Source organism: Nostoc sp., from assembly GCF_036917555.1.
Classification (GTDB): domain Bacteria; phylum Cyanobacteriota; class Cyanobacteriia; order Cyanobacteriales; family Nostocaceae; genus Nostoc.
In genome coordinates this window covers 1-13,454 of the sequence record NZ_JBALDD010000025.1, presented here as the reverse complement: position 1 = coordinate 13,454, position 13,454 = coordinate 1, and the positions used below count along the sequence as shown (strand labels likewise).

At 40.8% G+C, this 13,454-nt stretch carries 12 protein-coding genes; 7 read left to right on the top strand and 5 right to left on the bottom strand.

Annotation, left to right across the window (positions count from 1 at the left end; translation table 11 throughout):
* Positions 1-326: 326 nt before the first annotated feature.
* Entirely contained in the window at positions 327-1,520 is a 1,194-nt protein-coding gene (locus V7K60_RS12295) for an aminotransferase class V-fold PLP-dependent enzyme (RefSeq protein ID WP_334925847.1), read from the top strand.
* 126 nt (positions 1,521-1,646) lie between these two features.
* Entirely contained in the window at positions 1,647-2,738 is a 1,092-nt protein-coding gene (locus V7K60_RS12290) for a glycosyl transferase (protein WP_334925845.1), read from the top strand.
* A gap of 359 nt (positions 2,739-3,097) precedes the next feature.
* Here the strand turns inward: V7K60_RS12290 and V7K60_RS12285 are convergent, their stop codons facing one another.
* Positions 3,098-3,574: a hypothetical protein gene (locus V7K60_RS12285; protein ID WP_334925843.1), complete on the bottom strand. Its 477-nt coding sequence runs from the start codon at positions 3,572-3,574 to the stop codon at positions 3,098-3,100.
* 42 nt (positions 3,575-3,616) lie between these two features.
* A complete protein-coding gene (locus V7K60_RS35225) occupies positions 3,617-3,853 on the bottom strand; it encodes a class I SAM-dependent methyltransferase (protein ID WP_442944387.1) in 237 nt (78 codons plus the stop codon).
* Between the two features lie 583 nt (positions 3,854-4,436).
* On the opposite strand from V7K60_RS35225, the gene V7K60_RS12280 reads away from it, so the two are divergent.
* The 5 genes from V7K60_RS12280 to V7K60_RS12260 all read left to right on the top strand — a co-directional run bounded on the left by V7K60_RS12280 (position 4,437) and on the right by V7K60_RS12260 (position 8,143).
* On the top strand, positions 4,437-4,850 hold the full coding sequence (locus V7K60_RS12280) for a secondary thiamine-phosphate synthase enzyme YjbQ (protein WP_334925842.1): 414 nt from the start codon (positions 4,437-4,439) through the stop codon (positions 4,848-4,850).
* 311 nt (positions 4,851-5,161) lie between these two features.
* Positions 5,162-5,911 carry a hypothetical protein gene (locus V7K60_RS12275; protein ID WP_334925840.1) on the top strand — a complete coding sequence of 250 codons (750 nt, stop codon included), beginning with the start codon at positions 5,162-5,164 and terminating at the stop codon, positions 5,909-5,911.
* A 32-nt stretch (positions 5,912-5,943) separates the two neighbouring features.
* Positions 5,944-6,753, top strand: a complete 810-nt coding sequence (locus V7K60_RS12270) for a Nif3-like dinuclear metal center hexameric protein (protein WP_334925838.1) — start codon at positions 5,944-5,946, stop codon at positions 6,751-6,753.
* Between the two features lie 281 nt (positions 6,754-7,034).
* Positions 7,035-7,253 (top strand): hypothetical protein, encoded by a 219-nt coding sequence (locus tag V7K60_RS12265; RefSeq protein ID WP_292872416.1) that lies wholly within the window; start codon positions 7,035-7,037, stop codon positions 7,251-7,253.
* Positions 7,254-7,831: 578 nt separating this feature from the next.
* Entirely contained in the window at positions 7,832-8,143 is a 312-nt protein-coding gene (locus V7K60_RS12260) for a DUF6679 family protein (protein ID WP_012408115.1), read from the top strand.
* A 54-nt stretch (positions 8,144-8,197) separates the two neighbouring features.
* Here the strand turns inward: V7K60_RS12260 and V7K60_RS12255 are convergent, their stop codons facing one another.
* The 3 genes from V7K60_RS12255 to V7K60_RS12245 all read right to left on the bottom strand — a co-directional run.
* The gene (locus V7K60_RS12255; protein WP_334925836.1) at positions 8,198-9,865 is read right to left on the bottom strand and encodes an MBL fold metallo-hydrolase; all 1,668 of its coding nucleotides are present in this window, start codon (positions 9,863-9,865) and stop codon (positions 8,198-8,200) included.
* A 626-nt stretch (positions 9,866-10,491) separates the two neighbouring features.
* Positions 10,492-10,959, bottom strand: coding sequence for a DUF29 domain-containing protein (locus V7K60_RS12250; RefSeq protein ID WP_334925834.1), 468 nt, complete (start codon positions 10,957-10,959; stop codon positions 10,492-10,494).
* Positions 10,960-11,205: 246 nt separating this feature from the next.
* Positions 11,206-13,454, bottom strand: a 2,249-nt coding sequence (locus V7K60_RS12245) for a HEAT repeat domain-containing protein (RefSeq protein WP_334925832.1), incomplete at its 5' end; no start/stop codon positions are given.

Here is a 13,454-nt window from a genome sequence, read left to right as displayed (position 1 = left end):
ATTAAAATCTGGAAGTGGCAATCGCGTCCACGCTTAATTTGCCGTTTATTTTATACTGTCAACAGCTAGCTATTGGCGTAAACAGCACAAGCATTTGCTTTTGCCCCAAATTACAACTAAAAGAGAGTGATAAAAAACCACAGTTTGTCCATTATTACAAGGTTACATGACAAAACAACATCAGCCGTGTCTTATCTGTAAGTGTGTCACACTCTGAAGAAAGGGTTAGAATCCCTACTTTATCTACGAATTCGAGCATTCAATCATTGTGATTGGGATCGTCTGAATATCAATAGCCTGTAAACAGCAGATATCTCTTGTGAATTATGACTAGTATTTCTGCATCACCAATCAAGCTGCATCACCATCGAGAGCAATTTCCGGCTTTAGGGAATAAGGCTTATTTTAACTATGGGGGACAAGGGCCGATGCCCCAAAGGGCAATGGATGTGATCGCCCAAACTCAAGCTTATGTTCAGCAAATAGGCCCCTTTGGTAATGAGGCGTTTAGCTGGATAGCACCTCAAACTCAAGCTGCTAGAGTTGCGATCGCTTCTGAGTTCCATGCAACATCTGAAACAATTACTCTCACCCAAAATGTCACTGTTGGCTGTAATATCGCCATCTGGGGCATCGAATGGCGTGCTGGCGACCATCTGCTACTCTCAGACTGCGAACACCCAGGCGTAATTGCCACAGCACGAGAAATCTCGCGGAGATTTGCTGTGGAAGTTACCACTTGTCCCCTAAAAGCAACTTTAAATGAGGGCGACCCTGTAACCATCATTGCCCGGCACTTACGCCCCAATACCCGTCTTGTGATCTTGAGTCATGTTTTCTGGAATACTGGTCAAGTTTTACCTCTGGACAAAATTGCCGAAGTATGTAGGAATAATCATTCTGCACTATTAATAGATGCTGCTCAATCTGCTGGTTTATTGCCTTTAAACTTAACTGAATTGGGAGTAGATTTTTATGCTTTCACTGGTCACAAATGGTTATGTGGCCCAGCGGGTGCTGGTGGTTTGTATATTCGACCAGAAGCACGAGAAAGCCTCAAGCCTACGTTTATTGGCTTGAATGGCATTGTTGTAGATAGTCAATCTCAGCCTGTGGATTGGCTTCCAGATGGGCGACGATACGAAGTATCTACATTAGCTTATCCGTTGTATCTTGGGTTAAAGGAAGCGATCGCAATTCATCAGCAATGGGGAACGTCACAGGAACGTTATGAGCAAATTTGTCATAACAGTGAGTACCTCTGGCGACAATTGATAGCGTTATCCGATATTAAATGTTTGCGAACTTCCCCACCAGAAAGCGGTATAGTCTCCTTCAAACTTGCAAATAATCAGCCTCAAGCTCATTTGAAGTTAGTACAATTTTTAGACTCACAAAGGATATTAACTCGGACAATTGCCGATCCTAGCTGTATACGCGCTAGCGTCCATTACTTTACTTTAGAATCGGAAATTGACTTATTGGTTGAAACGATTCAAAGTTTTTGCAAAATTAATTAAAAACTAGGAATTGTAAGTTATAAATGTGAGTGAAAATTATAATTTTCACTCATTAATCTGTCAATTTGAGATTTTTCCGTCAATCTAAAGTCTCAAATCCAAAATTGAATGACTCCTAACTTAAAAATGGAACGCCCAATCTTATACTTAGCAATAACTAACCACGGCTTTGGTCATGCTACCCGCACGGCTTCTGTAGCTGCAACAATTCAAAAGTTATGTCCAGAAGTTCTGCTAATTGTGGTGAGTACTGCCCCACGCTGGTTGCTAGAGTGCTATATAGAAGGCGATTTTATCTATCGTCCTCGTGCATTTGATTTGGGTGTGGTGCAAACAGATAGTTTGACAATGGATAAAGCAGCGACTTTAGAAAAGTTGTTGGATATTAAGAAGCATCAAAATTCGCTGATTGCCTCAGAAGTGAATTTTATCCGCCAAAATCGCGTTAATCTTATTTTGGCAGATATTCCCTTCCTCGCTCCTGGGTTTGCTAAAGCTGCAAATATTCCCTGCTGGATGATAAGTAACTTTGGCTGGGACTTTATCTACCGAGATTGGGGAGGCGAGTTTACCGCAGTTGCAGATTGGATTAGTGATTGGTATTCAAAGTGCGATCGCCTATTTCGTCTCCCTTTCCACGAAGCAATGCCAGCTTTTAACAATATCACAGATGTCGGCTTAACAGGCGGTTCCCCCCGTCACTCTGCTGATGATTTACGTTCTCTTTGGAGAATAACTGCACCAGTCGAAAAAACTATTTTGTTGACCTTTGGTGGCTTGGGTTTACAGCAAATTCCTTATAATAACCTACAACGATTTCCAGATTGGCAATTTATCGTATTCGATCAATCTGCCCCTGATTTACCTAATTTAGTGAAAATTAATGACCACAAATACCGCCCTGTAGATTTTATGCCTATTTGTGGGCGAGTCATCTCTAAACCTGGTTATAGTACTTTTTCGGAAGCCACAATACTAGGATTACCAATTGTCACTATACCGCGTGAAGACTTTGCCGAAGCAACTTTTATAGTAAAAGGTATAACTAATTATAATCAGCATCAAATTATCACCCCATCTGAGTTTTTTCAAGGAACTTGGAATTTTCTGCATGAGTTACCCCAACCGGCAAGGCAATCTCAACCAATTGCTAAGGATGGTAATGAAGCGATCGCTCAAGCTGTTATCAATTATTGCCAGACTAAAAATAGTAGATAATATTCCTCAGAATAGATGAGATTGGCGAATTATTAACAAGACTTACCCCAGGGCAAACGCATCTTATTTACTAATAAAAACTAAAAAAGATTTCAAAATAATATAGATAATCCTAAAAGTTGCTATAATCTATATTTAGATGCGTTCGCCCTGGCTTTAACCCGAATTGCCTACTGCTCGATTCTTAACTTCAATTACCAAAACTACTGCTATATCTACTTTCTACACTTTCACTCTTTTGTTAAGAAAGATATGACTAATGCGTAGCCATTCGTCATTATTTAGATGCGTTTGCCCTGAGCGTTGAACAAACTTCACAAATTGCTGTGTTTGCAGGTTTTGGACAAAACAATTATTTGTTAACGTTTCTGGTAAACATGAAACTTTGACAGGAAAAAGTTTTTGCCAAGTTTTTTATTCCCTTCTATACCAATCTGTTCAAATCCAGACTCTTGCATCAATTGTTTTGTTTTATTGCTATCAAGAATTAAATAATCAGCAGTTGTATCGCTAATTATTTCACCATTGTTTTCCCTGATCACTGTATACTGCCTCTTAATGCCTGTATCTGTTTTTGAAACTTTGACCTGATAGATTATGTCTCCTGGCAATTTGTCTACCTTATCTATATGCATACCTTGAGCACTCAGAACCAATAGACCATTCATTTTGAGATGTTCAGCAACACGCCTTAATGCCATTACATTATTCTCAATACTATTAATATGACTACATAGTAAGTATTCATTGTCAGTATCATTGTCAGTATTTGTATCTAGAAAATACCAAACACCGCTATTTGAATAAGTTAGATCAAAACTCTCTTCCAGTTGCATATCAAGAACATCAGATTCGACTAATTTAATTTTATTTCCTAGTCACTTTTTTGCTAAATCTAACATTTCTTTAGAAATGTCAATTCCTGTAAAGTTACAATTCGGTTTCAGTTTTAAGACTCTTTCTGCTACTAGACCTGTGCCTACTCCTATCTCTAGTATGTTATTGGAGTCTCTAATTATAGGAAACAGAGATTTAACGACCTCATCGTGGTAGTCAGTGCAAATATATTGAAATAATAAATCATAATAGTTTGCTCTGTCGGCGTATATATTCATAGAAACCTCGTCAAAGTCGGCACTTGAAGCGAAGAAATCTTATAGGTAGATATTGAATTATACTGGACTTTAGGCTAAAGTCAATCACATTCAGTACAGTGCTGTCATTAAAGGATAGTAGGCAATTGACGCTGTTTTTGTAGTGCCAGAATGCAATGGCTTACTCGACTACCGGAGGCTATCACCGAAGGCTTAAGCTTCGCTTATCCATCGCTTCAACTAATTATTAACCCTTTTAAATAACTAGTTATTTAAGACTTAATTTCAGATGAGTTTAATTGACATTATGTCAAGCTAATGCAATAATTTTTGATAATTTATTGAGGATATAATAACTAGTTAGATTTTCAGTAACTAGTAACTCTAATAATTACGGTTTACTTTGCTGAAAATCATTAATTTTGATTAGAAAAATTAGTTTTTTACCAATTTAATAAATATAGTTTTGTAACATTTTTAGTAAACATTCTCGAAGGACACGATATTTGGATCAGATCCTAATTTCGATAATGGTTGAGTAGTGTGGCGATCGCAAGAACAATTTGTTTAATATGCTTATAATACCTTAATTTCAGTATTCCACATGACTCACTACCAAAAGTTACTCAGAATTTCTACTGCTGGCAAATCTTTTCAAAACATCACCGCAAAAATTGAAGCTATAGTTGCAGAATCGGGAGTAGAAACTGGCCTTTGTACTTTATTTTTGCGCCACACTTCAGCTAGTTTAGTAATTCAAGAAAATGCTGATCCTGATGTACTTGTCGATTTAGCTAACTTTATGGCAAAACTTGTGCCAGAATCAGGCAAATACATTCATGATGCCGAAGGTTCCGATGATATGCCGGCACACATTCGTACTGTACTTACCCATACTTCTGAACATATACCTATTAATCGTGGTCATTTGGCATTAGGAACTTGGCAGGGAATTTATATTTGGGAACATCGTCAACACAGTCATTCTAGAGAACTAGTTGTCCACATTTCTGCATAGCAAATTTCTTAAATTTAGAAACCGTAGTTAAATTTTATTAGGACTTACGCAAGTGTCCTATTTTTTTGTGTAGCTTGTCCAAAGTCAATAATCAATAATCCCAAAACCTTAACTTTTGGGAGACTATACTAAGTATTTTTACACTCTTGGGATGGGAAAATTCCTTTATTGATAATTAACTAGAGATACACTGAGCATCTCATGTCAGTTTGTAAACTTAAAAGTTAAGTTTATTTATATAAGTTTAATAATTTTTTTATTTTAATATAAAATAACATTTAATGTAACCTGCTTGGGCTACTTCTATTACTATGAAGCAAAAACTAACGCCAACTCATACTTTTCAACTTATTGATGAAATCCTTGCCCAGCAGTCTGTTAATTTATTGTCACTTAATCCCCAAAAAACATTAATTACCAGCTTTGCAGAATTAGAAAATTTGATTGCAGAACAAAACACCGACATTCAAATTATCACAACCATTCAAGCAACTATCAAAAACATAGTCAGTACTCAGTTGCAAAATTTCCCAGAAAACATCTTCTGGGATTTTGATTTTCTGGTAAGTAGTATGCTTCACCAGGCTTTAAATGCTGATGAGGGCGCTATTCCTTTCTTAAAGGTTTTTAGTGAAAAGATGGTTTGTCTAACAGAGATGTTCGGAAATAAAACGGAAATACGCTTCCGTTATGTTCATGATTTTATGTATGGTTTTGAATGGGCAAGATGGGTACAAAAAGAGCCACAAAAACGCGCACATATAGAGCCTTTTAGTCTGTTGTTTTTAGATTATTTGCTCATCAAAGGTAAGGAACTTTTACAACGTATTAAGCATGGTCAGGTCGTATCTTATAAACTGTGTGAGACGGGCTACCGCAACCCCTTCACCTTTTCTCGTGAACCAGAAGATGAATACCGTCTGCTAACTTATCTTGCTGAGGAACAACTTATTCCAGTAGCAGTATGGAACTGGAATGCTAGCCCTGTATGGAACAAACCTTTTCAGGAAATGCGCCAGCAATTAGCATTAAAATTAAATATTCAACCACAGAGACGCTGATTAGCAATTAAAAATTGCTGAAGAAAATAATTATGAAAATTGTTGATTTAATTACTTGGTTTGAAGCATGGGCGAATCCCGCTTGGTGTGAAAGTTGGGATAATTGTGGCTGGCAGATTGAGCCAGCAATTTTGCAGGAAGAAACACGGGTTTTGGTGTGTTTGACACCGACTTTGGCAGTAATGCAAGAAGCGATCGCTGAAAATGCTAATCTAATATTCGCCCATCACCCCTTGATTTTTAATCCTCTCAAATCTTTACGCACTGGTGAAGCGATCGCTGAAATGGTACGGTTAGCCTTTACCCATAATATTGGCATTTACACTGCTCACACAAATTTTGACCAAGTGCAAGATGGGACTGCTGACGTTTTAGCTCAGATTTTAGAACTCAAAGAAGTTACTCCCATTGAACTTACACAAGCAGGATTAGGATATGGTCGTGTTGGTTTGCTAGAGCCATTTCTGACATTACAAGAATTACTTGCAACAATTCAAACCCGACTTGCTTCACCTAACTTGATTTTTTCCTCAACTGCTGATTTACAGCAAACAATTTCACGAGTTGCTGTTTTGGGTGGTTCGGGGGCTAGTTACATTTCAGCCGTCGCCAAAATAGGTGCCCAAGCTTATCTGACTTCTGATTGTAAATTCCATCAGTTTCAAGAAAGCCGCGATGCCTACGGCGGGTTGGGCCTACGCAATCTTATTTTAATCGATGCTGGACATTATGCTACCGAACGTCCGGCTTGCGATCGTTTGGTGCAAAAATTCCAGTCTTTAAACTTAGACTGGGTGCAATTAAGTCAAAAAGATGAAGATTTCCGCCAGTTTTTTGCTTGATTGCTGATGCTTGATTGTATTTTGTGGATGCTTGCCGAAAAAATTGATTGTTGTATTTTAATTTTGTCAAAATATCCGGCTTCTCAACATTGATGCTGAAAATTACTATGCCTTTTTTTCTCTGTATATTAATAGACGGAGTATCGAAAAATCATATTGTGATGTAAATCACTGATTGAGCGTAATACTAATCACACAGTATTAATGTTTCATATCAATTAGTAACAGAGAAAAATGTTCCACACTAGACCTAATAACTTGCTCACTCTGCCCTAATCAAGATGATTCGCACAATTATTGCATCTGCTTTCCAAACTGGATATCTTAGTGTTGAATCTGAAGGTTTACTCCAGCAGGTGCTAGCCACTAAATGCTATCAGTCAGAGGATTTGCCAGACCTTGCAGCCCTATACGATGCAGTTCGCGCTGGAAAAATTAAACGAGAAGCATCCTCGTCGAACGTGCTTATAGAATTTCCCTTACCATATAAATCCTCCTGAGACTTCTGGAGTAGAATTTTCTCATGGTCTTTCCCCTCTACCTCTTCCCTTACGCTATTGCTTTTTTTCAGCCAAAAACCTAAAAAACTCAAATAGTTTTGAGTGTTGTTGTTGAAAAGCATTAAGGTCAGCAAGAGAATGAGTTAAGATCAGATACAAGTGGGTAAAAGTAAAACCAAGTCCCCGGACTTCCCAGTAATGCCAATGATTAAAAGTAGGCAAGTTAAACAACCGCAATCAACGATTGTTTTGGAGTATTCTTTATTACATAATGGTAATAATGACTCACCAACAAATATAAACCTGGTTAGGACAGGTACCGAATTGTTTGACTTCTATAGAAGCAGACATTCCCTAGAATAAGCCGGAGGGAGATTGAGTTCATTGCTAGAGCAAGCATTGATTTATGACTCAACATTATCCTGATATTTTGATAACTAGAAGCAAATCTTGGGATTGGGTTATGAAGCGTACTTGTTCTGAACAGTGAAATTAACCTCTTAAAGGTGTAATGTAATGGGGTAGAACCCAGATTTTGACAGGTTTAACTACGTTGTTTAAAAAGGCAGAAACAGTACATGCTACACCGCAAGATTTATCAACTGTGTTGCGATGGGCGCGAGGTATGTGTTTTCTTGCGGGACCAGCAACGCTGGATTGAACGCGCCCGCATCATAGACATAGAGGGAGATTTAGTGACCCTACGCTATGAAACAGAAGAAGAGGACGAAGTTTGTTCTTGGGAAGAAATGGTTCGCCTCGAGAGCATTGGTGCTGTAACGCAAAAATTGGCTTCAGTACCACGCGGTAATGTAGAACCTCTGATGACTGAAGATTGTCCCGAAGCAGAGCGCATCCACAACCGTTACACTGACTCGAATCCAGAATAATTCAGTGCTGAGTGCTGAGTGCTGAGTAACAAATCCTAACTCAGCATTAAGCATTCAGGACTCAGGATTAGATAAGCCTTCAAAGGCAGGACAGTAACCTTCGAGAGTTACCTTAAAGTTATACAATGGGGAAGCTGGGTTCCAACACCGCTGCCCCCTTTGATGTCGGCAAGTACCACAACAGTCGACATCGGCCCATGTATAGCGATCGCTATTTTGGTTGAGCAGTTCTCGTTGAGACAATCCCCTTAATACTAGTTCTTCCCCTTGCCAACGAGCTTCGATTAAACCAGTATCGGCAAATTGCCGCCAACGCGGATCGGCAGTAATTACATTCGGTAGGGTGATTGTGATTACTGTTCCTAACTCTGTCAGTTCGCCTTCGTAGTTAGTTTCAGGTGCTGCCGGTTGTAAAAATGTATCGCCGATAGGCAGTTCTACTAAGGTATCTGCCGCAGGGGAATGTACATGGTAGCGGTTTTGCAACTCTTCTAAACTAGTCAGGTCTGCCAAGTAGGCAGGGGAACCGTGGACAAAAATGACGTGCTGGGGTCGCAAATTATGAATTAGCTGCGTAGTACCAGGGCCATCACTATGTTGAGCTAAGAGATAAGTTTCAAGAGTGGTGGGCGCTAAATATTCTTTGTTAACTTTTATATCAATTTTTTCTGGTAGAAGAATCAGCCAAGGGCCGGTGTCTAATTGGCAGTGTTCACCTAAATCAGATGTCGAGTCAGTGAGGACAATACAAGGTGACTTACCTACACTGGAACGATGTTCTGGTTGTAAACGACGCACGCGGGGACGTACCCGTTCATCCCAAAACAAGGGTTGATGGCGGGCGAAGTTCTGTACCGATGGGGGGAGATGGGATAGCAGTTCGAGGTATGCATCACATCCAGTGGCGACAGCACCATCTACCCAGATATCTAAATCTCGGCCGGTGAAGTGGTGATGTGATCGCAAGAGCATTAATAATTCTTGACCTAATCCTAAAGCCGGGGTGGGAAGAATGACAGAACAATTGTCAGCGATCGCTCGATTAATTCGCTCGGCTAATTGATTTTCTTGGTTGCGGCGATGGGGATGACGGGATGTGCCATAAGTACCTTCAATGATTAGTACATCCAAGTCTAAACCCCGCAGTTCCTCTAAACGCAAACCTTCTACTAATCGGGAGTTCGATAAGAAAAAGTCCCCTGTATACAGTAGTTTGTAAGTACGCTGCTGGGTGGTATAGGTCAGGAGAATTGCCACTGCCCCTGGTAAATGCCCTGCGGGAAATAGTTCTGCCACCAAACCATCTTGGAATTCCACAGGCGATCGCAATGGTAAGGCATGACAAAATTGGGAAATTTCCTTTGGATCTTCGTCTACCCAATTCAGCGGTAGTAACTTGCTAGTCACCTCACTACCATAAATAGGTAACTTTGGAAAAGCTTTATGCAGCGCCAGTAAGCCTTTGGCGTGATCTGGGTGGGCATGACTAATCAAAACTAAATCTGCTGGTAGGGGCGAACTAGTTTCACGTACCGACTTAGTAAGCCCCTTAGCCAGCGATGAAATATCCTCCAAACCACAGTCCAAGAGGATGCGGTGTGGGCCCATTTTCACCAGTAAACATACGCCCTCATTATCATGCTGGACACTGTAGGGCAAACATTCTAATTCAATACCCGCTTCTGCATCTACGCGAGAGGATGCCGACAGATTATCCCTCATGCTCTCCTCCCCTCAAACCTCATCATCATGGACATATCCCAAAAGCCAAAAGTTACACAAATTTTGGTTTTGTGACTTAGGGGTAAGTTTTATCGTGCGCCCCTACACCCTGAGAATACAGATTTTTGATTGGGGAGGACGCCTGCACCGAACCCGCACTGGTTCGGAAAGATGGGCTAACGAGAAGCCATCAAACTAGTAGCTCAAGCAGTTTGCCCCTGGTTTCTTTTCCCTTTACAAGTTTTGAGCGCTCTTAGCCAACTCACCCTCCGGGAAGTCGATTGAGCGTCCACAGATTTATCTCAATGTGCGGAGCCATTGCCGTGATAGTTATCTGAATCATAGAATCCGTTTTTCGTGCCAAAAAATAAGCACGAAAGCGTAAATATAACTGTTAATCCAGCTAGAATCAGCTTTACATCCATTTGTCTGCTGCCCTTTACTCAAAGACTTTCCTATACTAATTTAGTGCTTCTGCAATCAAACGGAATCACTAGAAAATCTTTACTATGCTTATATGGATTGGGCAATAGGTAAATTTACCGCAATCAGTCAGATTGTAGAACCTTTTGGTCAAGCTGTCTATCCATTTAGATGTAAAGCAATATGACAGCAGGAGCAATCCTCTACAGTCCGTAAAAATCCTCATCTGAAATCTGCTCAATCGAAAAAGGACAAACGGTGGGATACTCACTTTCTTCCGGTATCCGAATCCCAAACTTAGCTAGCTTACCTTCCTTAATCCCTAGCTTTCGAGCATCTGGGTAGGCTTTTTCCACTGCCTTTGTTAGAAAACTTTTTAGAGAAGGAGTATCTGCCAAATTATTCAGAACTCGCTGACGATGTTCCAATATTGAGCTATACCAGCTGACTTTCATGCTATCGGGTACATCATACCCAAGCCGTAATTTGAGTAAATGCGCCAGCAAAATTGTCAGATTGCTTTTGAGCGTATTTTTCTCTGCCTTACCCAAATCAACTAGCTCTTCAATCAAATGCTCAATATCCAAAGCCTCAAATTCATGATTTTTTAACTGTTGAATGGTCTGCTCAATCCATAATTGTAAATCTTGATCGTATAGCGGGTTAGGCATTTCTCAGATTAACTCCTAACTATTCAACATTCCAGCTAGCCCGGAAGTTTATTCGATCATAGCCATGAAAGGGAGATCGCACTTAGAGCCAAGGCGAATGGAATTGCTTGCGGTACACTGCGTAAACGCGATTACACAAATAAAGAAGACGCGATAAATCGCGTCTCTACATGAGGGTTTTGTTGCTCATTTGAACTGTATTGGGATTTAACTTTCTTACTTTGCTCTGAAATTACGAATTACGGATTATCTTGTTCGTAGCAACTGCACAAAGGTATTACTCACCGTGTTGTCTTTAATATCCGCCGCGTATTGAATCAATTCTTCCCGCAGTTTTTTGGCTGCATCTATCTCAAGTAAGGTTGCTAGCAAGAAATAAACGCCACGAAATCGGGGGTCGCCCATTCTATCAACTAATAGTCCTTCGGCGGCATCAGTTTCGCCCAGAAAGTTTTGCACCAAAAAGAAATCCATGATTTTATCGTGGCGGAAACACCATTCTTTCTGGGCTTCGCCTTTTTTATCTTGCCACTGACGGCTGACTACCATTTTGTATTTCTCGTCTGACAAAGATATGGCAACTTGGAAAAATTCGTCTGCGGGTAAAGCTTCTTTATCTTCAAGTCGCATTTGGTAGACGGCGGCTGAAAATTTCTTCAAGGGAAATTCTTGATTCCATTCTTTCAGGTATTCTGCCGCCATTAAATTGTATTGCTGTTCTTGCAGGCGAAACAAGTTTGGATGTTTGCCTTGTGATAACATCAGCGCTACCACAGTTAGATCCATTGGATTGGAAAGAGTTCGGCAAACAGCATCTAACTCTTCTTTGGCTTGTTGTTGGAAGACTTCTGTTAAATAATCGGTGCAGGCTTTGGCGTAATCAGCACCTTGAACTTGGGCATCTTGGGGGAGTCGCGGCTGACGGGATATCAAAAACTCTTGAATTTGTTGTTGTTCAAGGGGCTGCAATTTATATTTCTTGGCTGTTGAGGGGGGTGTCCACTCTAGGGGCTGGGTAGTCATAATAATGTTGCCCCGGAAATAGCTTTCGACAAACTGGCAGATTTTGGCGCGTGTTTCGGCGGTGACTTCGTTGAGTCCGTCGATGCAGATGTCAATTGCACCACTGTAAATTAGGTTTTTTAGGAAGTCGGCATCTTGGGCTTGGCCGTGTAGCTTGTCTTGGATGGCTTCAATTACGCCTTTATGACACTTTTGGGCGGGGAGATAAACGACTATGCGCTGGGAGTTTTTCAACAGATGACGCAGAAACATCGACTTGCCTAAGCCGGAATCTCCTTCTAAGATAATTTGTCCTTGAATACTGGGTAATGCTTTGGTAATTGGCAGGATGTCTCCTGAAGTGGGAACTTTGACTTGAGATTCTGGGAAGTATGATTGGTCATAAAAATTATCTAAGCCGGCATCGGCTAATAGGGAAGGTTTGAATGGTTCAAATAATTTGCGTCGGAAGGGGGGAAACCAGGTGAGGAGAAAGCCGACGTAGCCGACGCCTAAGATTCGGCGTACCCAAGGGTTCCAGAAGAAGATGGCTTGGACTTGGGGAAATTTGGGGTAGGCAAAGATCAGGGCAAGCCAAAAGGCAATGTGAATGATGATAATGTTTCTGGCTTTGAAAAACCACTGCCAATATTCCAGATTATTAATTACTAACTGCACCGCATTCGCATCAGTGGGGTAGACTTTTTTAAGGTTGCTGTAATGGCTTTGCAGTAAATTAATATCTTGCCATTTCCAAAAAACGTTTTTGTTAGCGGCAACTTCGGAAATTTGCTTGGCTAAGTCGCTGCGTAAGCGTTCTAGTCCTTGGCTATTATTCCAAGTTTGCAAAAATAGATTGAGGGTTTTGATGCCTTCATTATGTGTGAGTTTGTCAGGAGTTGCTTGAGGAGAGCCGAGCCATTTCAATAAAGTTTTCACTTCCTCAGTGCCACCGCCCAGGAAATAGGTTAGAAAACGCCAATTTAAGTATTCTGAATTCCCAGGCTCATAAATATTATTTAGAATTACAACAACCTCCTTTAACTCCAGTTTTTTGATATTCGCTAATGCCACTGCCGCACTGCCACGAACATTTGAGTCAACCTTTTCATCCTTGAGGAATTTGAGGATTTCCGGGATGTATTGAGCCGCCGCTTGCCCGAAGTTGCTCAATGCCTCTGCCGCACTGCGACGAACATACTTGTCAACCTTTTCATCCTTGAGGAATTTGAGGATTTCCGGGATGTATTGAGCCGCCGCTTGCCCGAACTTGCTCAATGCCTCTGCCACACCGCCACGAACAGATGAGTTAACCTTTTCATCCTTGAGGATATTGGCGATGTCAGGGATGTATTGAGCCGCCGCTTGCCCGAAGTTGCTCAATGCCACTGCTGCACTGCCACGAACAGATGAGTTAACCTTTTCATCCTTGAGGATATTGGCGATGTCAGGGATGTATTGAGCCGCCGCTTGCCCGAAGTTGCTCAATGCCA

Coding starts and splice junctions, on each gene's coding strand:
- V7K60_RS12255 (WP_334925836.1), bottom strand. CDS start 9,865: ATGAGGGATAATCTGTCGGCATCCTCTCGCGTAGATGCAGAAGCGGGT.
- V7K60_RS12275 (WP_334925840.1), top strand. CDS start 5,162: ATGAAGCAAAAACTAACGCCAACTCATACTTTTCAACTTATTGATGAA.
- V7K60_RS35225 (WP_442944387.1), bottom strand. CDS start 3,853: ATGAATATATACGCCGACAGAGCAAACTATTATGATTTATTATTTCAA.
- V7K60_RS12270 (WP_334925838.1), top strand. CDS start 5,944: ATGAAAATTGTTGATTTAATTACTTGGTTTGAAGCATGGGCGAATCCC.
- V7K60_RS12295 (WP_334925847.1), top strand. CDS start 327: ATGACTAGTATTTCTGCATCACCAATCAAGCTGCATCACCATCGAGAG.
- V7K60_RS12290 (WP_334925845.1), top strand. CDS start 1,647: ATGGAACGCCCAATCTTATACTTAGCAATAACTAACCACGGCTTTGGT.
- V7K60_RS12285 (WP_334925843.1), bottom strand. CDS start 3,574: ATGCAACTGGAAGAGAGTTTTGATCTAACTTATTCAAATAGCGGTGTT.
- V7K60_RS12250 (WP_334925834.1), bottom strand. CDS start 10,959: ATGCCTAACCCGCTATACGATCAAGATTTACAATTATGGATTGAGCAG.
- V7K60_RS12265 (WP_292872416.1), top strand. CDS start 7,035: ATGATTCGCACAATTATTGCATCTGCTTTCCAAACTGGATATCTTAGT.
- V7K60_RS12260 (WP_012408115.1), top strand. CDS start 7,832: ATGCTACACCGCAAGATTTATCAACTGTGTTGCGATGGGCGCGAGGTA.
- V7K60_RS12280 (WP_334925842.1), top strand. CDS start 4,437: ATGACTCACTACCAAAAGTTACTCAGAATTTCTACTGCTGGCAAATCT.